Below are 22,396 nucleotides of genomic sequence, written 5' to 3' on the forward strand. Positions count from 1 at the left end.
CAGGCTTCTGAAGAGAGCGAGGAGCAAGAAACGAACCGTATTATAGAGCATTAAAATACGGAAGCATTGTTATTGAGGCGTATCGTGATGGATAAGGTATTGAGTCGGGGGCTGTGATTCAAGGAATCCATTGAGAAATCCTGAAATGCCGCGTTTTTTCACTCGAATTCTCTTATTATGAGGAGAATTCGAGGTAAAGCAGTCAAAATGGAGAGAGTCGTTTACTCTAAAATGCCACTACGAGGGTAGGAGCCCATTGCTTCCAGTCGAACGACACGTTTTTCGAGCTCGCTGACGGTTCGTTTGATGTGAGGTTCCTGAATGTGGCCTTCAAAGTCAATAAAGAACAGGTATCCCGGCTCTTCTCCCCGTAATGGGAAAGATTCAATCCAGGTCAGGTTGACTTTGTTTTTCTTGAAGATCTGTAGCGTGTCGGCCAGGGAACCTGCTTTATGGGCAATTTGTACCAGAATGGCAGTGCGATCTTTACCCGTTGGTTCGCAGACTTCTTCGCCGATCACGGCAAAGCGGGTCACGTTGTTGGCGTTATCTTCGATACCTTCGACGATAATCTGCAGATCGTACTCAACAGAGGCCTGATGGCTGGCGACTGCGGCAGCGCCTGGCTTGGTGGCCGCTAATTGCGCTGCGGTTGAGGTGCTGGTGACTTCGTGTAGATGCGCCTGAGGCATGTTTTTGGAAAGCCACTCGCGGCACTGGGAAAGTGCCTGTGGCTTGCTGTAGATCTCCGTAATTTCGCTTCGGTCACAACGGGCCAGCAGGTTATGGTGTACGGCAATCAGGACTTCACCGCAGATTCTCAACGGGAGCCTGGTGAACATATCAAGCGTATCCACCACACGCCCGTCTGTGCTGTTTTCAATGGGGACGACGCCGAATTCCGTGTTACCTCGATTTACTTCTTCGAATACGGCCCCGATAGTGTTTACGGGGACCATATCGGCTCCTTCGCCGAATCGTTCGAGAGCGGCGAGATGCGTGTAGCTATAAGCGGGGCCGAGATAAGCGACTCGTTGTGGATGGATTTTTCGGCGGGCGGAGCTCAAAACTTGCCTGAAAACCCCGCGAATTGCGTTGTTAGTCATCGGGCCAGAGGCATTGAGCTTTTCGATGGTTTCGCGAAGTTCTTCGTCCGACTTCGGATCAAACATTGCCTTGCGCGGTTCCGGATCGGATTTGATCTGCTTGATTGTCATCGAGCAGCGTTTGTTGACCAGTTTGACGATTTCCCGGTCAATTTTCTTTAGCTCGGATTGAAGCGAGGCAGGGCTGCGTTTGCTGCTTTGTGGGGCGACTTTTTTCTTGGCTGGCGACTTCGGTTTGCTAGTTGAAGTTCGTTTGTTAACCGCTTTTTTCTTGGCCATCGGAATCTTTCAGGATGTGAGTCTCGTTTCTGTCTCTCAGAAAATTAACCGCAGCCAGTTCACACGCCCTCCCTGGTTGTGCTTCGTTGCTTACTGACAGTTTCACAATTGGATTACAATCCCTTAAGAATTTCTCTGCTTGGGATTTCTCCCGAGGGTCTTTGGTGTGTAGTGTAAGCTGTTATTAAATAAACAGTTATGTGTCTCAGGTGGAGAGCGTTCATAGAACTGCTTAGAATGTTTATTAATCAATAAACAGTTTAGTCTTCAATTGTTCTAGTTTGTACCGCCGTAAACAGGGACTGTCAAGCGGTTGAGCGTTACCTGTGAACTGTTTAGCCTTTATTCTAAGGGGCGGGGTATTTAAACTGCCAATATGTCATTTTGTCGTACCGGCAGGTCTAGAGTGGCTCTGTGCCAATTTGGCAGCTTTTATGAGTGTCTTTTTAGTTCGTTGAAAGTTGCATGGTCTGTAAGTTGTTTAATAACAGTAGATTATGTTTGTTTTTCTGCTGTTGCGATTAACTTGGCACACTCATTGCTATCTAAACAAACAGCCTGTATAAATTGGCTGTTTTGGTTAAAACGATGAGAAACGAATGATTGATGTATGAAACCGGAAGGTTCAGCTCGAATCTGCATTTTGTACAGATCTGAATTAAGAATATGGAAAGAGGGGAAATTTAAATGTCGTCTTCAGGTGAAAAGATCATTGGAATTGATTTAGGAACTACAAACTCAGTGGTTTCGATTATGGAAGGTGGGGAAGCAAAAGTAATCCCTAACCTGGAAGGGAATCGGATTACCCCCAGCGTGGTCGCATTCACCGACAAAGGGGAGACGCTGGTTGGGGAGCCTGCTAAGCGGCAGGCGGTTACGAACCCAAAGAATACGGTTTACTCGGTAAAACGTTTTATGGGGCGTCGCCACAACGAAGTAAAGAGCGAAGAAAAGATTGTTCCCTATAAAATTATTGGCGGGCCAGAAGATTATGTCAAAATTGAAGCGGGGGGCAAAACGTATACTCCGCCAGAGATTTCTGCATCGATCTTACGGAAATTAAAAGAAGCCGCAGAAAGCTACCTGGGACATAAAGTGAATAAAGCCGTGGTAACCGTGCCCGCTTACTTTAATGATGCCCAGCGACAGGCGACAAAAGATGCAGGTCAGATTTCCGGCCTCGAAGTTTCGCGAATTATCAATGAGCCGACGGCTGCTGCATTGGCCTATGGTTTAGAGAAAAAGAACGACGAAAAGATTGTTGTTTTCGACTTTGGTGGTGGTACGTTCGACGTATCGGTTTTGGAAGTCGGCGACGAAATCATTGAAACGTTGAGCACCAATGGTGATGGTCACCTCGGTGGTGATGATTTCGATGAAGAGTTGATCAACCACATTGCAGACGCCTTCAAGAAAGAGCAGGGAATCGATCTGCGTGAAGATGCGATGGCGTTGCAACGTCTGCGTGAAGCTGCTGAAAAAGCGAAGAAAGAATTGTCTTCATCACAAGCGACCGATATCAATCTGCCGTTTATTACGGCTGACAGTTCTGGCGCGAAGCATTTGCAGTTGGCGATTACCCGCGCCGAATTTGAGAAATTGATCGATCCACTGGTAGAGCGGTGTCGTAAGCCGGTTGAGCAGGCAATGAAAGATGCCGGGCTCAGTCCCAGTGAAATTGACGAAGTTGTTTTGGTTGGTGGCTCAACGCGTGTTCCCAAAGTTCACGAATTTGTGAAGAAGATCTTTGGGAAAGAACCACATAAGGGAGTGAATCCTGACGAAGTAGTTTCCATTGGGGCTGCGATTCAGGGGGGAATTATCTCTGGTGAAGTTCAGGACATCGTTCTGCTTGACGTTACACCACTGTCTTTGGGTATTGAAACCGAAGGTGGCGTGATGACCAAACTGGTTGAGCGGAATACGACGATTCCGGTTACCAAGGATCAGGTGTTTTCTACTGCAGCCGATAACCAGACTGCGGTGACGATTCGCGTTTTTCAGGGTGAACGTCAAATGGCCAGCGACAACCGTTTGCTGGGACAGTTTAATCTGGAAGAACTGCCACCTGCACCTCGTGGGGCGCCACAAATTAAAGTGGTCTTCGATATCGACGTGAACGGGATCTTGAATGTCTCGGCGAAGGATGTTGCCACTGGCAAAGAAACTTCTGTCAAGATTGAGCAGTCCAGTGGTTTGTCCGAAGCGGAAATTGAAGATATGCAGCGTCAGGCAGAAGCCCACGCTGATGAAGATAAGCAGAAGAAAGAACTGGCTGAAGCTAAAAATAATGGCTCACGAATTGTTTACGATGTAGAAAAGCTGTTGAAAGAGCATGCCGAGAAAATCGATGCTGCTTCGAAAACAGCCATTGAAGCATCAGTGAAAAAAGTGAACGATTCTCTTGAAACAGAGGATGCAGCAGCCATCAATACGGCCTGTGAAGAATTGCAGCAGGCAACTCATGCCTTTACCGAGCAGATGTATAAAGAAAGTCAGGCTGCCGAAGGCGAGGGAGCGACAGCAGAAGGAGGAGATGCTGCTCCTGCTGAAGATGAAGAAGAAGTAATAGATGCAGAATTTGAGAAAAAGGACTAGTTCTGCAGATCGTTGATCAGGGAAAACGGGGCTCAAATCTCATGCTGAGCCCCGGGCTCCCCAATCAACAAGACCTTTCATACCAGAAGACGTTTTACATTTTCAAACTGGTTTGCAGGCGCAATTTCATTCCCACCTCACCGGGCCTGTTTTATAAAAAATAGATAAAAAGTTCGAAGCACTGCTTGTCGGCTGGTTATTTCGTATGATAATCCAGACTGTTGAGTTGCTGCGCAGGTAATAAACAGAATTGGAGAAGCATTATGGCGTTTCGATTTGAAAAATTGACTGTGAAAGCTCAGGAAGCAGTGCAGCGTGCCCAGCAGGCGGCCGAAGATTTTGGTCAACAGGAAATTAAGCCCCTGCATTTGCTGAAAGCATTGTTAGACGAAGAGCAGGGAGTCGTTAAGCCGCTGGTTCAAAAAATTGGCGCCAATTTGCCTCAGTTGCAAAAAATGATAGATGATGAAATCAGTCGCATGCCGAAAGTCTCAGGGGCTGCCATGCAGGTTGGTATCGGTCAGGACTTGCTCAAGGTGTTAGGGGCGGCACAGGATCGCGCTGACCAGATGCAGGATAATTTTGTGTCGACCGAACACCTGCTGCTGGCGTTTACGACTGTTGATGATCAGTCCAAGCGGCTGCTGGAATTGAATGGAGTCGAAGAAGGCGATGTTTTATCTGCGTTGCAGGCGGTGCGCGGCGGGCAACGGGTGACCGATCAAAGTCCGGAAGAGAAGTATCAATCGTTAGAGCAGTACGGTAGGGATCTTGTAGAACTGGCACGTCAGGGCAAGATTGATCCCGTGATTGGCCGCGACCAGGAAATCCGTCGTGTGATTCAAATTTTATCCCGCCGTCGAAAGAATAACCCGGTTTTGATCGGGGAGGCCGGTGTCGGAAAAACGGCCATCGTGGAAGGGCTTGCCCACCGGATTGTGATGGGCGATGTGCCACAGAACCTGAAGAATAAACGGGTTATTTCGTTGGATATGGGGGCGCTGATTGCCGGGACGAAATACCGTGGCGAATTTGAAGATCGTCTGAAAGCCGTGCTGAAGGAAATTGAGCAGGCCAAGGGGGAGATTATTCTGTTTATTGACGAATTGCATACGGTGGTCGGTGCGGGGGCAGCAGAAGGGGGCGCGGATGCGTCTAATCTGTTGAAGCCGGCGTTGGCACGCGGCGAGTTGCATTGCGTGGGGGCAACCACACTCGATGAATATCGTAAGTATATAGAGAAGGACCCCGCACTGGAACGACGTTTTCAGCCGGTCATGGTTCTGGAGCCAACCGTCGAGGATACCATTTCTATTCTGCGTGGGTTGAAGGAACGTTACGAAACCCATCATGGCGTGCGAATTATGGATGACGCGTTGATTAATGCGGCGACGTTGTCGGATCGTTATATCAACGATCGTTTTCTGCCTGACAAGGCAATCGACTTAGTGGATGAGGCGGCGAGTCATTTGCGGATGGAGATGGATTCGATGCCATCTGAAATTGATGAGGCAACGCGGCAGTTAACGCGAATGCAGATCGAAGCGACAGCGCTGGCAACAGAAACCACGCCAGAGAGTCAGGAGCGGTTGGAAGAACTGCGCAGGCAGATTGCCGACCGTGAGGAAAGTGTGAATGCCCTGAAGACCCGTTGGGAAACGGAAAAAGAGGCCTTGGCTGGGTTGCAGCCGTTGAAGGAAGAGATCGATCGCCTGAATACCGCGTATGAGCAGGCATTTCATCGGGCACAGCAGACAAATTCCAACGAAGATTATTCGACTGCGTATAACGCAGAGCAGGAATTGAACGCCGCCCGTCAGCGGTTGTTGGAAATGGAAGAGCGGATGTCGGAGCTGGGAGATGTCAGCGGGGAACGATTATTGCGCGAAGAAGTCACTCCCGAAGATATCGCCAAGGTAATCAGTATGTGGACGGGAATTCCGATTTCCAAAATGCTGCAGGGAGAACGGGAAAAACTGCTGCGGATGGAAGAGGAAATCCATCAGCGGATGATCAATCAGAACGAAGCGGTCGAAGCTGTGTCTAATGCGGTCAGGCGGTCTCGTTCCGGCCTGCAGGATCAGAGTCGGCCCATTGGTTCCTTCATGTTTCTGGGCCCGACGGGTGTGGGGAAAACGGAACTTTGTAAGGCACTCGCGGGATATCTGTTCGACGATGAACGCAGTATGATTCGTATCGATATGAGTGAATTCATGGAGAAGCATTCTGTCGCGCGGTTAATTGGAGCTCCTCCGGGATACGTGGGGTATGAAGAAGGGGGCCGATTGACCGAGGCAGTAAGGCGTCAGCCTTATTCGGTGGTGCTGCTGGATGAGGTCGAAAAGGCACACCGTGATGTGTTCAATATATTGTTACAGGTTCTGGACGATGGGCGATTGACCGACAGTCACGGTCGAACTGTCGATTTCTCGAATACGATTGTGGTGATGACATCCAACATTGGAAGTCAGACGATTATGGATCTGTCGGGTAAAGAAGATGAGCAGATCATTCATAATCGTGTGATGGATGCGTTGCAGCATGAGTTTCTGCCTGAGTTTCTGAACCGGATTGATGAAGTGATTGTCTTCCATCCTCTGGGGCGCGAGGAGATTCGTCAGATTGTTGACTTGCAGTTGATGAATCTGTCTGCGCTGGTTGAAGAGAATGGATTTACTCTGGATGTATCGATGGCGGCCAAAGATTTATTGGCTGAAGAGGGGTACGATCCAGTATATGGAGCACGACCTTTGAAGCGGGCGATTCAGCAGAATATCCAGAATGAGCTTGCAAACAAGTTGCTTTCTGGTGCCTTCACAGAAGGAGCGACGATTTACGTGGATGCCAGCGAAGGTTCGTATCAGTTCTCTGAAAAGTAATGACGGCCCATTAGGGGCAATGAGTTTTCGCAGCCTTGGGGTGACACCCAGGGCTGCTTTTTTTTGGGGCATTTAGCAGGGTGGGTGAAGCGTTTGGGTTTGGTAGGGCAACAGGATGTTGGTTACTGCGCATGAAAAAACGACGCTCACTTTGAATCAAGTCAGCGTCATCGTTTTATGATCAGCGGCTTAAAGGGCCTTAGGCAGATTCTTCCAAGACAGCAAAGGGGCTGATCTTGCGAACTTTTTCTTTGATCTGCTCTTTTTCAGATGGGTCTTTTGCTTTGGCAAACTTTTCCCGGAGTTTCTTCAGCTTGTGCTTCCGTACTCGACGTTGGGCAAGTTCACGCCCTTTTTCAACACGTCCCATTTCTTGTCAGTTCCTGGTAAAATAAAATTGGTGTGTTCTAATGTATATATCTCACTTGAAGTACCTGATTCTAACATCTCTTGTGGTAAGGGGCAACGATCAGAGCAGGGCATTTTACCAGAGTTTTCGAGAGAACAGAGGCTTGAATTCGGGTTGACCTGTTCGCAATTCCTTGATATTTCACTCTTCCCCTCTCTCAGCCCCTTATAGTTTGTGTCCACCTTCCCTGTTTGTCAGATCACGCTCTCCAAATTGTGAAGGTCAGCCAGACATTTTCTCTGTCTCATCTCATCCTCGATCCGGGAATCAATCAGGTATGTTATTTCAGTCTCAACAGGCTGTTTTTCGTGGGATTACGCTATGTGTACTCATTTTGAGTTGTATTGCCGGCCCGGTTAATGCGCAAAAAGGAGCTTCCCGTCTGGAGGAGGCTGATTCCACCAAGGCTCGTTCTCTCCGGCATCGTACTATATTTATGCCCCGTGATTCTGATCCTGGCATCAAGCAGATTAGCCAATCACCTCAGGTGCCCAATGTGTTAGACGCCGAGTCGCGGGAAGCACTAGGGATTCCCCCTCAATTACTGGATGATGGTCAAGACTGGGCTGAACCCGAGGGTGACTGCATCGATTGCGAAACGTTTGTTCCCCTGGTTTCCCATAAGAGTGCGACTGCCAGTACCACCTGGCTGCCTGGGTCGGGGAATGAATTAGGCATCTTCAGTCTGGCGTTCTCCGAAACGGCGGAGTTTCCACGTTTTGAAGGGTTTACTACCACACCCCGATTTGGTGTGCATTATCTGAATGGTCCTGTGAGTACGGATTTGCCGGCGCGAGTCTACGACACGTCCGTTGCATTTCGTTGGTTTAATAAGGTCAATGAAAAGTGGTCCTATGAACTGGAAGTGGCACCGGGGGTTTATAGTGATTTCAAGAATGTGACGTCCGATTCTTTGCGTATCACGGGAAAAGGGCTCGCGTATTACGTGCACTCACGGGCCAAGCAATTTGTGTTTGGGGTTGTGTATCTGGATCGGGAAGACATCAGTCTGCTTCCGGCCGCGGGGATGATTATGTGGTTCAGTGAAGGCTCGCGCCTGGAGCTGATATTTCCCAAACCCAAGTTCACGTATCGAATTGAAAAGGATGAGTCTAAGGAGCGCTGGCTGTATGTTTCAGGCGAATTTGGCGGTGGTTCCTGGGGAATCCGACGCGGCTCAACCGGCATCGATGATGTTGCGACTTATAGTGATCTGCGATTAATGGGTGGTGTGGAGACCAAGCATACGAACGGAATGATCAGCCAGTTTGAAATTGGCTATGTCTTCAATCGTAAGCTGGAATACAAATCGGATATCGGAAATTACGATATCTCTCCCACGGGGATGGTTCGTTATCAACTGACCTTCTGAGCCTTATAGATCGCAGTTGATGTCGATCCAGGTCCGTTTATCAAACGATTCGAGTACGGAGTCTGCGATAAGCTGGGCAGAGGCACCATGATCGAAACCGGGGATCGCGTCCCGTTCTTCTATTATGGCTGACACAAATTCGTAAACCAGATCATAACGAAAGACCGTGCTGGGAATGCCTTCGTGCGGCTTGCGCGGGCTGCCTTCAATTACCAGAAACTCTTCCGGGACGGGCAGTTTTTCCATGGTTTGGCCAGGTTTTCCGATCAGGATGTTATTGGGGTCAGTCAATTGATAAGCGGCCGAACCTTCGGAGCCGTTCACTTCAGCCCACTCATAGCCAAAGCCATCATTGTGATAACCCTTCATTAGGGTGCTGCCTTCCCAGACACCGACGGCACCGTTTTCAAATTGACCGATGAGGGAAGACCAGTCATCTACCTCGGATGCTTCACAGGGCTCGCCATCGGCTGTTTTATCCCGGGGAACAAATTGCGCCACTGCACCACAAATGCTTTTGATCGGTCCGAGTAAATCCTGGGCGAAGTCGATCCGGTGAATCGTCATGTCAAACAGATCGCCGGCACCAGCCAGCTTTTTGCTTTGACGCCAACCCCAGCTCGATTCAGGCCAGTCGAGAAACCGCTGGCTGCGGAAGTGGCGGGGGGCACCCAGTGCGCCGGATTCGACAAGGTGCTTGACGTACCGCATGGAAGGAGCAAATCGATAGGTAAACGCCGTCATGTGTCTCAGGTTGGCATCACGGGCAGCACGATACATTTCGGCTGATTCAGTGTAGTTTAAGCCCAATGGTTTTTCGCACATGACATGTTTGCCGCCTTTGATGCAGGCCAATGCGATTTCGTGGTGCGTAAAATTCGGTGTGGCGATAATCACGGCGTCGATTTCGGGGTCGTTGGCCATGTCTTCGAACTTGGTCGTGACTCTGGTTTTACCCCAGTCGGACTGGCGTTTCGCCAGTAATTCGGAATTGGGGTCACAAATCGAGACCAGTTCTGCGCGAGGATCGAGATTAATGCCTGGGACATGGTGGTAATCGGAGACTGCGCCGGCACCGATAATTCCGATACGAACTGAATCTGTCATGAAAAAACCTTAGCGTGTTTCTATTGATAAAATCGGGAGAGAATGACTTATGTTTGCTGCAGTCTGGTGAGCAGTGCAAGTGCTTCCTCGTGCGTATGGATTGATTCTTCCAGCTGCGCGTCCTGAATCCGGGTCAGCAGTTCTTTAAACTCGGGGCCTGATTTGATGCCGTAGTCAATCAAATCATTTCCCGTGATGAGTGGGGGAGGATTCAATACCTCGATGGGAGTATGATCCCGATACTGGCGACAAAATTCAAGGTCCTTCAAAGGTTGTTTTTGAGAAGTCAGGTCAGCGTGGACCAGTTCAAACAGGTAAGAGCAATTTTCATGGGCCAGCAGTCGTTTGAGTTTTGAAAGTTTAAATTTGGGGGCGCCTTGCAGGCTTGTTCGGTGTTCAATCAGCCAATGTACGAGATGGAGTGAATGGTTGGAAAACCGAAGTTGTTTGCAGATTTGGTGGACTTCATCAAGCTGATCTGAGGGTGTTGCCGCTGGTAAATCCAGCAGTAACGCAGCAAAGGCGGTCTCGCAATCGTCCGTGGTTAACTGCGCGAGCCGATCCAGGGTTCGGTTCCAGAGGGGCAGATACTCCTCTTTTTCCCATAACGGCACGAGTTCAGGGATGACCGGTTTCAGCAGTCCGGAGCTTTGCACGAGTTTAATTGCATCGCTGCGGTTGGGGTGGATCAGCATTTTGCGCAATTCATCGGAAATCCGTTCCGGGCTCACGACGGTGATTTCGTTTGCCATCGTTTGAATCGCCTGGAATGTGGTTTCAGCTAGATGAAACTGAAGTGTGGCGGCAAAGCGAATGGCACGAAGCAGGCGTAGTTTATCTTCCTGCATGCGCTCCAGAGGGTCTCCAATGGCGCGAATCAGATGTTGCTGGAGGTCCAGTTTCCCCCCGACATAATCGTAGATTGATTCATTGATGGGGTCATAGAACATGCCGTTGATTGTGAAATCGCGGCGATGTGCGTCTTCCTCGGCTGTAGTGAATTTGACATGTTCGGGGCGGCGTCCATCAAGATAAGGGCCTTCGCTGCGAAACGTGGCGATTTCGACATCGCAGTCCGGCTGATGGCCTCGGACAATAATCACTCCAAAGCTGGCTCCGACGGCCAGGGTACGACGTTTTCCAAACAGGTGTCGCACCTGATCGGGAAGGGCATTGGTCGCTACGTCATAGTCTTTGGGCTCTTTTTTCAGAAGCAGGTCCCGTACGCAACCGCCAGCCCAGAGGGCCTGGAATCCTGCGTCGCGCAATTTGCGGACAATGTCTACGGCAGCGTTATAGGGTTCGGAGTGTTTCATGACTGATTGGGGGATTCGAAATAAAATCTAACGAGTGACAGTGCGGTTACAATAATAGCAAGTTCTGATTACTTATCGACTTATGTTCGCTGTTTTTTGGTGGTTTCAAAAAAAACGGTGTTGAGGCGCTCTTGTGTCCTGGTTTTCAAAGGCAGAGAAAAAGACAGGGAAAGTGAGAGTGAGGTTCATAAAACGGACTTCGCAAAACCAGGGGAATGCCGTATGATTTATTGTCCAAATTATTTCGTTTCCCTGGCATGACGGGTTCATTGATTAATGGCACTCAGAATTCCCAGATACAAGACAGGACCAGAAGTTTTGAGAGGAACACACGGTATACGCTTTGATGGGACCCGTTTCTGGGTTCTCCATCGCAGAAGGGAGTTCGGCCCATTCGATTACGAGTGGAGCAAGGACTTCGCTGGCGTAGAATTTATGTACCGTGATCAAAAATTTGGCGAATATTGTAGTGCCGAAGAAATCTTTGCTGATTTGAAGCAATTTTCACTACCGATGCGCGTGGTTGAAGTTTCCAGCCTGACAATCGGCATGATCATGTATGGCGTGTTGAATGGCCTTCCGGAAGCACTCTGGAAAGAGCTGCTACGGCAGCGTCTGGATGAAAGTGGTTTTGAACGCTTCAATTTTCAGGAAGAGGGCCCGGAGCGGCTCACCGGTTAAATCTGGAAAATTCGTCACAAACGCTTTATTTTTCACAAGATGAGTCACTGGGAAGCGAACTCATTAGTCGTGGGTGTCTGGCTATCGGCACGATGAGTGAATCGTTCTTAACCTTTTTTATTGAAATGACTTAGGTGAATGGTGTTTGTTTTGTTTCAGATTGCCATTGATTTTAAACACGTGTTTAATACAATTGTTTGAAACATGCTTTTGAAATTTCTGTCTCGTGAAGTTCTTCAGCAGAGTGATTGTCAAGTTGGCTTCATGCGCTAGAAAGATTTGGAACAAGTAACTTATGGCGTCTTGTACTGTTCGTGATCGATTACTGGATGTGGCCGGGCCCGTTTTTTCGGAAAAGGGGTTTGAAAAGGCGACGGTGCGTGAAATCTGTCAGAAAGCGGACGTCAATTTAGCCAGTGTGAATTACTATTTTGGCGATAAGGAACAGCTTTATCTGGAAGTGGTCTGTCTTGCCAAAGAGATGGGAGTTTCGCGGGCACCGCTCCCGGAATGGACTGCTGAGATTACAGCCGAACAAAAGCTACGGGACTGGGTCTCTACTCTGGTGAAACGAATGCTGGGGACCGGAGAGCTGTCCTGGAGTAACCATTTGATTATGCGTGAAGTACTAAGGCCTACGAAGGCGTGTGAGCATCTCATTCAGGAGTTGTTTCGGCCGTTCGTAAATATTGCAGATTCCATCCTGCAGGAGATACTGGGGAACGAAGTTCCTGACTATCGGCGGATGCAGTGTGTTTTCAGTATTGCCGCACAATGCCAGTTCTATCGTGTTTCTAATGGCCTGGTGACTTTGATGTTAGGACACGAGGAAAAAGAAATTCACTACGATACTGAGCATCTGATAGAGCATATTCTGCAGTTTTCGTTAGCAGCGGTTAAGAACCTGAAGCAGGAATTCACCGCATCGGAAATGGAATCTTCTTCATCACTTCACGGAATCTGAACACCCAGAGTTAAGAATAGGTGCATTGATTAATCTGATTGTTTTCCTGATTTAAAGAATTTTGCCAGAACGAAAAAAAAGACTTTCGTGTGGGAGAGGACTCTCGCTACTGTTTTAACAATCCATTTCATTTGATATTCACAAATTGGCTTTCCGCGTCCATCGTCAATTTTAGTTGTGAAGCATTTCGCGATAGAAAATAGTCATGTCAGATTTGAAGACTCAAAAATCGAGCAGTTTTTCCAAGAAACTCAAGCATTTTTTGCTTCCGATTTTTATCATCGCGATCGGCTGTGGCAGCCTGGTTGTGCTGATGGCAATGAAAAAAGAACCGGAGAAGAGTGAAAAACGGTTAGCCGATTTGGCGCCGCTGGTATCGACCGAAACGATTGCTCTTTCTGATTCCGGTGTCACGATTACCGTTGACGGGATCGTTGTTCCTTCGCGGGAAGTGAAGCTGGCTGCTGAAGTTTCCGGTAGGGTGCTTTTTACGCGTGATGGATGCAAGGTCGGAAATCTGGTTCGCAAGGCAACGACACAGGAACTCACATCAGCGGGAACTGAGAATCTCCTGATTCAGATTGATCCCGAGAATTATGAACTGGAAGTCAAGCGGCTGACTCAGGAACATGCCCAGGCACAGGATGTGATTGATGAATTAGAAGTCGAAATTGACAATTCCAAGGCAATGGTTGATCTGGCACACGAAGAGGTGCAACTGCAGAAATTACACTTAAATCGAATCGAGAAATTACGAGCGAGAAATGTCGTTTCCGATACGGATTTTGAAGAGGCAAAGCGAAGCGAACTTGCTGCACGCAATGCGCTGCAGAAATTGACGAGCGAATCTGATTTGCTCAAATCACGTCGACAGAGAATGATGCATGCCCGCGAACTGGTAGGAGTACAGCTTTCCAGAGCCAAACTGGATTTAAGCCGCACCCGAATTTATTCACCGATTAACGGGGTCATCGTCGAAGACTCCGTTGAGAAAGATGGTTACGTCAAAGTGGGTGATCCACTGGTGACGATCGAAGATACCTCAGCAGTGGAAGTGCGAACGAATCTGCGGATGGAAGAACTGTATCAACTGTGGCAGCACGCCGCGCAAACAGCAAAAAAAGGACAAACACTCTCCGAGCTGGCGCAAACGAATCGACATGATCTGGGGTATCAGCTTCCGCAACTTCCAGTGAAAGTGTCCTATGAGCTGGGGGGGAGGAAATTTGTCTGGAACGGAAAACTTTCCCGCTATGATGGGATTGGTCTGGATGAGAAAACGAGAACGGTTCCCTGTCGGATCGTTGTTGCCGACCCCAGAGCTGCAGAGATATTGGTGAATGGCAAACCGACTGATCAGGTTGTGGGAGCGCCCCCTTTGACACGCGGGATGTATGTCTCAATTGAAATTCCGCTCATTGGAAACATTTCATTGTTGACAATTCCCGAAACGGCGATTCGTCCCGGCAACCTGATCTGGGTTGTCAAAGAAGGCGCATTGCATTCTGAAAAAGTCCGTGTTGTCGACACCAGTGGCGACTTATTACTGGTAGAGCTGGGGGCTTCCGGGCTGAAACCGGGTGACCATGTCGTTACGTCTCCACTGAGCACTGTAAATGAAGGCATGCTGGTTCGTGAAGGAGCAGCCGAATGAGGTCGGTAATCAAATGGGCGATTAATAACTCGCCTGCGATGAATACGCTGATGGTTACCGTTCTGGGGGTGGGACTGGTTTCGTTGATGATGATGCGGCGGGAGGTGTTTCCGGAGTTTGAGCTGGAAATTATCCTGGTGTCGGTTCCTTATCCCGGTGCGAGTCCAGATGAAGTCGAGGAAGGCATCTGCCAGAAGATGGAAGAAGCCGTCCGTTCGATTGACGGGATCAAAAAGATGACCTCAATCGCCAATGAAGGCGCGGGGTCGTTGGTGTTAGAATTACGGGCCGACGTGCCTGATGTGCAGAAGATTCTGAATGAAATACGCTCCGAGATTGATCGAATTCCCAGTTTTCCGGAACTGGCAGAAGATCCGGAAGTCCAGCAGATTACGTTCAGGCAGGTCGCCATTGAAGTGGCTGTGATTGGTCCGGATAACGAAAGTGAAAATAGTGAGTGGGAGTTGCGGTCTGTCTCCGAGCGAATTCGCGACGAATTGTTACAGCTCAAGTCGGTCTCACAGGCAAATATTGCGGGCGCCCGCGATTTTCAGATTGATATCGAAATCCCCGAAGCGACACTTCGCAAATATGGTTTGACATTACAGGATGTCGCGAGAACCGTTCGCAGGGAAAACCTGGAGTTACCGGGTGGTAAGTTGATTACCGATTCGCAGGTCTTACTGCTGCGAGGTAAGAATAAACATCTGATTGGTAGTGAAATAGAGAAGATTCCTCTGGTGACAGAGTCAGGGGGAGTGGTGCTCACTGTTGGCGATATCGGGCATGTGAAAGATGATTTTTCTGATACGACAATGATCAGTGAAATTAACGGAAAACCGGCTCTGTCGATTTCCATAGAACGGACAGCACAGGAAGACCTGCTGGCGATTGTGGAGCAGGTTCGCGCTTATGTTGAAACCGCCGACTTGCCGCCGGGCTATTCATTAGAGTTGTGGAAGGATCAATCGATCGACGTACGCGATCGCATGGATCTGCTCACTCGAAATGGACTGCAGGGTCTGATCCTGGTTTTTATCACACTGGCTATTTTTCTGGAACTTCGTCTGGCGTTTTGGGTTGCGTTGGGAATTCCGATTTCAATGTTTGGTGCGTGTATCGTGCTTTACTATACCGGCCAGACGTTAAATATGCTTTCGATGTTCGCTTTTCTGATGGCGCTGGGGATTGTCGTTGATGATGCGATCGTGGTGGGTGAAAATATACACGAGCATCGGCAAATGGGAAAGTCGTTCCTCCTGGCAGCGATCGATGGTGCCACTGAAGTGCTGCCTTCTGTTTGTGCTTCCGTGACAACGACCGTCATCGCATTTATGCCTTTGTTGTTTGTTTCAGGTATTATGGGGAAATTTATTGCGGTGATGCCGATCGCCGTGATTGCGATGCTGATCATTTCCCTGTTGGAAAGTACGTTTATTCTTCCTTGTCATCTGGCACATGGAAAGGTTCCTGCGGGAGGGACGCAACAGGATCAGTCAGAAGGCTTTGTGGGGAGGAAACTCAACAAATTTATCGAACGAGTCTATCTACCTGTCTTGAAAGCGGCGCTAAACTATCCCAGCTCAGCACTCGCGGTGGCGGGAGCACTCATGTTGTTATCGGCAGGATTAATTATGGGCGGATTTGCGCCGTTTAATATTTTTCCGAAGACCGATTATCGCATGATTGAAGCAACAGTCCAGTTTCCCGATGGAACGCCACAGGCAATTACCGGGGAGGCGACTCGGAAAATGCAACAGAGCTTTGAGGAGTTGGATCAAGACTATCAGAAGGAACATGGGAATTCTCTGATTAAGTTGGTTCGCAGAAATGTTGGATTTGGAACGCGGGATGAATCGGGCGGAGGAGTTGGCGGCTCAGTGGAAGGGAGTCATGTTGGAAAAGTCTCGGTGGAGATTGTCGAAGCCGAAGAACGCACGCTAGGCAGTGAAGCAATTCTTGATCTCTGGAGAGAGCGTGTGGGTGAAGTGCCTGGCGTTGATCGACTTACTTTTGGTTCTCCCTCAATGGGGCCTGGTGGCAAGCCCATTGAATTTAAGCTGTTGGCTGATGCAAAAAATTTGAATGAACTGGAAGCCGCTGTTGAAGCATGTAAACAGGAACTGGCAACCTATCCGGGAGTGAAAGATATCAACGATGATTCCAGTCCCGGTAAGTGGGAATTTCAGATCAAGATCAAAGACAAAGCGCGTGCCATGGGCGTTCCTTTAGCGGATGTGGCAGAGACTGTTCGTGCTACGTATTACGGAGAAGAAGTCATGCGGCTTCAGCGAGGGCGGCATGAAGTTAAGCTCATGGTGCGTTATCCGAAAGAAGAGCGTCGTTCGCTGAAGGGCTTTGATGATATCCGGATTCGAACGGGAGATGGCTCAGAACGACCTATCACAGAACTGGCAGAGATTGATGTGAAGCGTGGTTATTCTGAGATTAATCGCATCGATCAACAACGCTCAATTACTGTGTCTTCAGATTTGAACGAGAAAGAAGGTAATGCACGGGAGATTGTCCAGGCACTAAAAAAACCGGGTGGTTTTATGGATCAGTTATTGGCCAAATATCCAGGTGTGCGTGTGCGTTGGGAGGGCCAGCAGGAGCAGACAGATGAATCAGTGAATAGTTTGATTGTGGGATTGATGATCGCGATGGCATCGATGTTTGCCTTGTTGACCGTGGAATTTCGATCTTATATCCAACCTTTGATCATTTTAGGCATTATTCCTTTTGGAATTATTGGAGCCGTGTTTGGCCATGCAATTCTGGGGATGGAGTTGACGCTGTTTTCCTTATTTGGTTTGGTCGCTTTAACAGGTGTCGTGGTGAATGATTCGATTGTATTAATTGATTTTATCAATCATCGCATTGCCGATGGTCTGCCTTTGAAGGCGGCTCTGCTTGATGCCGGGCAACGTCGCTTTCGGCCAGTTATGCTAACTTCGATGACTACGATCGTCGGTTTAGCGCCGATTTTGAAAGAGACTTCATTCCAGGCCCAGATTATTATCCCGATGGCTGCCAGCTTGATTTTCGGTTTGATGCTGGCCACCGTTTTGGTGCTATTTCTGATTCCCACGTATTATTACCTGTACGCTCGGGCTATGGGGGCCAAGCCAGACGAACCCTGGATTCGCAAAATGGATGGAAACGAAGAGGAACAAGGCTATAATATTGCTGAAGGGCAGCTCTCAGAGGTTACACCCATGCAGACTTAAGAGGCAATGGATGTGATCGTTTGGATATCTTCTTGCTTGTCGATGGGGCCTCTGGTTAGTATACCCCGTCAGTTTTGGTCTGAAAGTCTGTTTTACAGTCGGAAGAAGTCGCGCTTCTTTTAGGTTTAGAATGATGAAACGTGTTTTGCTCAAATCGAAAATTCACCGCGCTACCGTCACGGAAGCGAACCTGGAGTACAATGGCAGTGTGACCATTGATCAAGAGTTGATGGAAGCTGCGGATATTGTTGAGTACGAGCAGGTACAAATTTACAACGTCACTTCTGGTACCCGACTGACTACGTATGCCATAACCGGTGAGCCAGGTTCTGGTGTGATCTGTATTAACGGCGCAGCCGCTCACCTGATGAAACCGAATGACTTGGTGATCATAGCCAGCTATGCAGAGTACAAAGAGAAGGCATCACGGCGCCATCAGCCTAAAGTAGTTCTGGTGGATGGGCAAAACTGCCCAGTTCCTGAGCCGGCCGAGATGCCCGTCGTCTTTGGATCGGAATGAGAAACGCACTTAACTTAAGCATGCATGCCTTTTTTTGTCGCAGGCTAATCCGCTTGTAACGAATGGATTAGGCAAACATCATTGTTTCTCAAAAAAAATCATTCTACCTCTTTCGTGGTCCGATGGGAGAGCCTATTATATTGATGCGTTCGCCATCTTTTTGTGCATGTAGGTGCAATTATTTCATGCTGAATTAGCAGGGACTTCGTGTTCTTTCGAAGAATCATCGTATCTGAAGGATATGATGTCTCGGATGTTTACTCAATAAGTGACTTCTGAGGCTGGTTTTCCCTGTGATTTAATAGGATATTCCCAGAGTTAGAATGGAAGACGATCGCCCTATTTTCGAAGACATGGTTGGTTCTAGCGCGGCCATGCGAAATATCTATCGCCTGACTCGTCGCGCCGCCAGTACGTCATCAACAGTCTTGCTGACTGGTGAAACTGGTACTGGTAAGGAATTGATTGCCAGAGGCATCCATGAGTTGAGCCCTCGCGCTACAGGTCCCTTTATCCGTGTGAACTGCGGCGCACTTAGCGAAAGCCTGCTGGAGAGTGAATTATTTGGGCATATTAAAGGTGCCTTTACCAGCGCTGTCGAAAATCGAACCGGCCGATTCGAAGCCGCCCATGGTGGGACGATCTTTCTGGATGAAATTAATTCTGTCAGTTTTACCTTGCAGGTGAAATTGTTACGGGTATTGCAGGAACACGAATTTGAGCGAGTAGGAGATACACGTTCGATTCAGGTCGACTGTCGCATTGTTGCGGCGACAAATCGCAATTTACTGGATGAAATTGAAGCAGGTCGTTTTCGTGAAGACCTGTATTATCGTCTAAACGTGATCCCGATCGATCTTCCCCCGTTGCGCGATCGTGCTGAGGATATTCCTGATTTAATCCACTTTTTTGCTAAGCAATTCTCTGCGGAAGAACAGATTCCGCTGCCTCATTTTTCGGAGGAAGTGCTATCAACCTTCAAGAATTATGCCTGGCCCGGGAATGTGCGTGAGCTGCAGAATTACGTTGAGCGGCTCATTGTACTATCAGGAGAAGACGGTCCTTCTTTGGATTTATTACCAGGACACGTTACGGGCAAATCCATGCCGCGATCGTTGTCTTCCAGGGAACAGGATCCAGAGATGCTCTGTCGGGAACTGGTAGCGATGGAATTACAGCGTGTTGGAGAAGACTCAACCAATGTGCACACGCAAATCGTGTCGCAAGTGGAAAAGGAACTGATTTTACAGGTTTTACGGTCTTGTCAAGGGGTTCAGACTAAGACGGCCACGCGTCTGGGGATCAATCGAAATACACTACATAAAAAAATATCAGAGTACGAATTAGAATCTGAAGCAAGATGACTTGCCCTTCACCTGCTGTACGGCCCTATAATAGGGAGTCGTTCTGATTCCCATCAGTCGCGTGCAGAGCCCTCCACTTTTGTTCCTCTCTTCTGAAACAAAGTATCAAGCATGTTGTCGAATGTGACTGTTTTCTGTTTTATGGCCAGTTATCTGGTGGCTTTTGGTTTAGAGCTGGCCCGATTCTTGCGAAAAAAAAGCGGATACCTGCGGCCTTTGATTTTTATGTTTTCTCTGGCTGGGCTGGTGGCGCAGACGGCTTATCTTTTTAATCGCGCCCGGGAAACACAGCTTCCGCCTCTCCTGAGTTCTTCTCATGACTGGCTGATCGTCTTTTCCTGGCTGCTAGTGGCGATTTTTCTCTTTATCAATCTGATTGATGAAGAGCTTTCAATCGGTCTGTTCCTGTTTCCCCTGGTTCTGGCGTTGGTGGTTGCATCTTACTTTGTGGATGATGTGACCAATGCATTAGTGCAGCCGGCCATTCGCTCCTGGGCACTGTTGCATGCTTCGTTGCTGGTACTGGGAGGAGTAGGGATTGCACTCTGCTTTGTCATCAGCGCGATGTATCTGATTCAGCACCGCCGCCTGAAGCAGAAACAGAATTTTTCTGAAGGATTCAATCTTCCCAGTCTGGCAAAATTAGCGCGTCTGAATCGTTGGGCACTGATGATTTCCGCGCCCTTACTGACAATTGGGATGGGGATCGGGATTGGGATGGGGGTCTATGTTCGCAAAGGAGCCCAAGCCATTTCATTCCTTGATCCGGTGATCATTGTGTATGAAATTGTGTGGGTCGCAATGATGGTCAGTGTCATCTTTATTCTCCGCAAAAAACAGCCCAACCAAAAACATATCGCCCAATTAACCATCTGGACGGGGGGACTGTTGCTGTTAACAGTGATCGGTATTCAAATTCTGACAAATGTGCGAATACTGAATTATGATTCCTGGCACTCCTATTATTCTTCTCCGAATGGGGAGTCTCTGGAATCGACTGCAGAAAGGGGCATTTCGTGAATCTGCAGGTCGTTTACTGTAACCATCAGACAGCAGGATTGGATATTCGTGAGAAGCTGGCTTTCTCGTCGAAAGAACAGTTGGATAGCGCCTATTCTGTATTGAAGCAGTCCTATCCTGATACCGAAATGGTCGTGATTTCGACCTGTAATCGGGTTGAGCTGTATACGGCGACGCAGGAATCAGAGGCCGGTCCCTCTCATCAGGATCTGGCAAAATTCTTTTCCGAGTTTCATCAGGTTCCCGTCAGCGATTTTTTTGAAGACTTTCTGGAGCGCACGGGGCCGGATGCGGTCCGGCATCTATTTCAGGTTGCCTCCAGTCTCGACAGTATGGTGTTAGGCGAACCGCAGATTGTGAACCAGGTCAAAGAGGCCTATCAACGCGCGACCGAGAATGAATTGTGTGGTCCCTTAACCCATGCGCTGTTTCAACAGGCGATTCGGGTTTCGGCACGTGTGCGGACAGAAACGCTTCTCTCGGAAGGGCGGGTTTCGATTGCCAGTGTGGCAGTGGGTACCTTCGGGAAAGGGATTTTCGAACGCTTTGACGACAAAACCGTCCTGGTGATTGGTGCTGGCGAAATGGCGGAAGAAACGCTGACTTACCTGAGAGATGAGGGAGTGAAGCAGATTAACGTCGTGAATCGCAGCTTCGAAAATGCAGAGAAGCTGGCGATGAAAGTCGGTGGCGAGGCAAAGCCTTATCAGGATCTGGAAGACTGTCTTGCGGAAGCCGATGTGATCGTCAGTACGACAGGCGCCTCTCAGCCCATTGTCGATGTTGACTGCTTTCAACGTGTTTTACAGAACTCGGGGAACAAAACATTTTTCATTCTCGATTTAGGAGCACCTCGTGATTTTGCTCCCGCTGTAGGCAAGATCAGCGATAACATCTTTCTCTACGATATTGATGATCTGGAAGCGACCTGTGAGAAAAATCGAAAGGCACGACGAAAAGAGGTTGAGAAAGCACTCACAATTATTGATGAAGAAACCGAACGGTTCATGCATGGGGTTTATCATCGGGCGACAGGCCCCATCATCAAGCAGTTGCGAGAACAATGGCACGACGTGCGTGAGCAGGAAGTGGACAAGCTGTTTAGCAAGCTGACCCACCTGGACGAAAAAGATCAGGAATTGATCAAACGCTCTATCGAACAAATTGTGAATAAACTGTTGCATCCCCCACTGGAAGTATTGAGGCAAGAGGCCCGAGAAGGGACCCCGCACGGACTCCTGGATGCACTCAAACAGTTATTTCATATTCGAGATTAAGCGGTTACGCTTCTGCTTTACTTTTGCTCTGAAATTTTGTTCTGGGATTGCACGGGTAAGCTTGCCAGAATCGCGGCGATCAGACTTAACAGAATATTGACGCTGTTTATGTACTTGGATGCCTGGTGGTAGATTCGAAACTCGGCAGGCCGCGGGCTTCCCGGGGGCGTGATCATTGCTTCGAGTGGCGTATAGATCCAGAAGTAGTCAATCAGGCTGATGCCCAGCGCGATCACGACTAGCCCCAGAATCAGATTGGCTCTGCGGCGCGAAATTAATTCTTTGCCCCGGATTCCCAGACACCCCAGAAATGATCCCGCTAATAAGACCCAGGCGATCGTATAATAAACGGGAAAGTGCAGCGAGATCAGCTGGTCTCGTACCAGGGAGTCAAATGGCTGGAAGGTGACATCCTGAACGCCATTGATGACAAAAATGACTGCCGCACCGACCCAGGCCGACAAACAGAAGCGAGTTAAAACCAGGCTGGTGGAGGACATAGTTCACTTTGAAGTAAATAAGTATTCTGATGCCATTCATTGCTGCAGAACGGCCTAAATGGGGCAGTTATCAGGGTAAACAATTTGGGAGAGGACATGAAACCAATTTGAACCTCTCAG

16 protein-coding genes are annotated in these 22,396 nt (G+C 48.7%); 11 read left to right on the forward strand and 5 right to left on the reverse strand.

What is annotated here, in order from left to right; genetic code table 11:
- Positions 1–221: 221 nt before the first annotated feature.
- Positions 222–1,385 (reverse strand): prephenate dehydratase, encoded by a 1,164-nt coding sequence (gene pheA, locus AAC022_RS14820; protein ID WP_339732118.1) that lies wholly within the window; start codon positions 1,383–1,385, stop codon positions 222–224.
- A gap of 687 nt (positions 1,386–2,072) precedes the next feature.
- Here pheA and dnaK point away from each other — a divergent pair.
- Together dnaK and clpB are read left to right on the forward strand one after the other, a co-directional pair.
- Positions 2,073–3,983: a molecular chaperone DnaK gene (gene dnaK, locus AAC022_RS14825; RefSeq protein WP_339732120.1), complete on the forward strand. Its 1,911-nt coding sequence runs from the start codon at positions 2,073–2,075 to the stop codon at positions 3,981–3,983.
- A gap of 263 nt (positions 3,984–4,246) precedes the next feature.
- Positions 4,247–6,862, forward strand: a complete 2,616-nt coding sequence (gene clpB, locus AAC022_RS14830) for an ATP-dependent chaperone ClpB (protein WP_339732121.1) — start codon at positions 4,247–4,249, stop codon at positions 6,860–6,862.
- A gap of 199 nt (positions 6,863–7,061) precedes the next feature.
- Here the strand turns inward: clpB and AAC022_RS14835 are convergent, their stop codons facing one another.
- The gene (locus AAC022_RS14835; protein ID WP_339732123.1) at positions 7,062–7,232 is read right to left on the reverse strand and encodes a DUF6800 family protein; all 171 of its coding nucleotides are present in this window, start codon (positions 7,230–7,232) and stop codon (positions 7,062–7,064) included.
- 316 nt (positions 7,233–7,548) lie between these two features.
- On the opposite strand from AAC022_RS14835, the gene AAC022_RS14840 reads away from it, so the two are divergent.
- Positions 7,549–8,643, forward strand: a complete 1,095-nt coding sequence (locus tag AAC022_RS14840) for a DUF6268 family outer membrane beta-barrel protein (RefSeq protein WP_339732125.1) — start codon at positions 7,549–7,551, stop codon at positions 8,641–8,643.
- A gap of 3 nt (positions 8,644–8,646) precedes the next feature.
- Here the strand turns inward: AAC022_RS14840 and AAC022_RS14845 are convergent, their stop codons facing one another.
- Positions 8,647–9,750, reverse strand: coding sequence for a Gfo/Idh/MocA family oxidoreductase (locus AAC022_RS14845; RefSeq protein WP_339732127.1), 1,104 nt, complete (start codon positions 9,748–9,750; stop codon positions 8,647–8,649).
- A gap of 47 nt (positions 9,751–9,797) precedes the next feature.
- On the reverse strand, positions 9,798–11,066 hold the full coding sequence (locus AAC022_RS14850) for a CCA tRNA nucleotidyltransferase (protein ID WP_339732129.1): 1,269 nt from the start codon (positions 11,064–11,066) through the stop codon (positions 9,798–9,800).
- Between the two features lie 435 nt (positions 11,067–11,501).
- On the opposite strand from AAC022_RS14850, the gene AAC022_RS14855 reads away from it, so the two are divergent.
- From AAC022_RS14855 to hemA, 8 genes are all read left to right on the forward strand, one after another.
- Positions 11,502–11,747, forward strand: coding sequence for a hypothetical protein (locus AAC022_RS14855; protein WP_339732131.1), 246 nt, complete (start codon positions 11,502–11,504; stop codon positions 11,745–11,747).
- Positions 11,748–12,042: 295 nt separating this feature from the next.
- Positions 12,043–12,711, forward strand: coding sequence for a CerR family C-terminal domain-containing protein (locus tag AAC022_RS14860; protein WP_339732133.1), 669 nt, complete (start codon positions 12,043–12,045; stop codon positions 12,709–12,711).
- Between the two features lie 205 nt (positions 12,712–12,916).
- Entirely contained in the window at positions 12,917–14,365 is a 1,449-nt protein-coding gene (locus tag AAC022_RS14865) for an HlyD family efflux transporter periplasmic adaptor subunit (RefSeq protein WP_339732135.1), read from the forward strand.
- Positions 14,362–17,595, forward strand: coding sequence for an efflux RND transporter permease subunit (locus tag AAC022_RS14870; RefSeq protein WP_339732137.1), 3,234 nt, complete (start codon positions 14,362–14,364; stop codon positions 17,593–17,595). Before AAC022_RS14865 ends, AAC022_RS14870 begins: the two co-directional genes overlap by 4 nt.
- 130 nt (positions 17,596–17,725) lie before the next feature.
- Positions 17,726–18,115 (forward strand): aspartate 1-decarboxylase, encoded by a 390-nt coding sequence (gene panD / locus AAC022_RS14875; protein ID WP_339732139.1) that lies wholly within the window; start codon positions 17,726–17,728, stop codon positions 18,113–18,115.
- A 323-nt stretch (positions 18,116–18,438) separates the two neighbouring features.
- On the forward strand, positions 18,439–19,479 hold the full coding sequence (locus AAC022_RS14880) for a sigma-54 dependent transcriptional regulator (protein ID WP_339732141.1): 1,041 nt from the start codon (positions 18,439–18,441) through the stop codon (positions 19,477–19,479).
- A 111-nt stretch (positions 19,480–19,590) separates the two neighbouring features.
- Positions 19,591–20,499 carry a hypothetical protein gene (locus AAC022_RS14885; RefSeq protein ID WP_339732143.1) on the forward strand — a complete coding sequence of 303 codons (909 nt, stop codon included), beginning with the start codon at positions 19,591–19,593 and terminating at the stop codon, positions 20,497–20,499.
- The gene (hemA, locus tag AAC022_RS14890; protein WP_339732145.1) at positions 20,496–21,776 is read left to right on the forward strand and encodes a glutamyl-tRNA reductase; all 1,281 of its coding nucleotides are present in this window, start codon (positions 20,496–20,498) and stop codon (positions 21,774–21,776) included. Before AAC022_RS14885 ends, hemA begins: the two co-directional genes overlap by 4 nt.
- Before the next feature lie 17 nt (positions 21,777–21,793).
- On the opposite strand, the gene AAC022_RS14895 is transcribed toward hemA, so the two are convergent.
- Positions 21,794–22,276 carry a hypothetical protein gene (locus AAC022_RS14895; RefSeq protein WP_339732147.1) on the reverse strand — a complete coding sequence of 161 codons (483 nt, stop codon included), beginning with the start codon at positions 22,274–22,276 and terminating at the stop codon, positions 21,794–21,796.
- Positions 22,277–22,396: the final 120 nt, after the last annotated feature.

This window comes from uncultured Gimesia sp. (assembly GCF_963976445.1).
Classification (GTDB): Bacteria; Planctomycetota; Planctomycetia; order Planctomycetales; family Planctomycetaceae; genus Gimesia.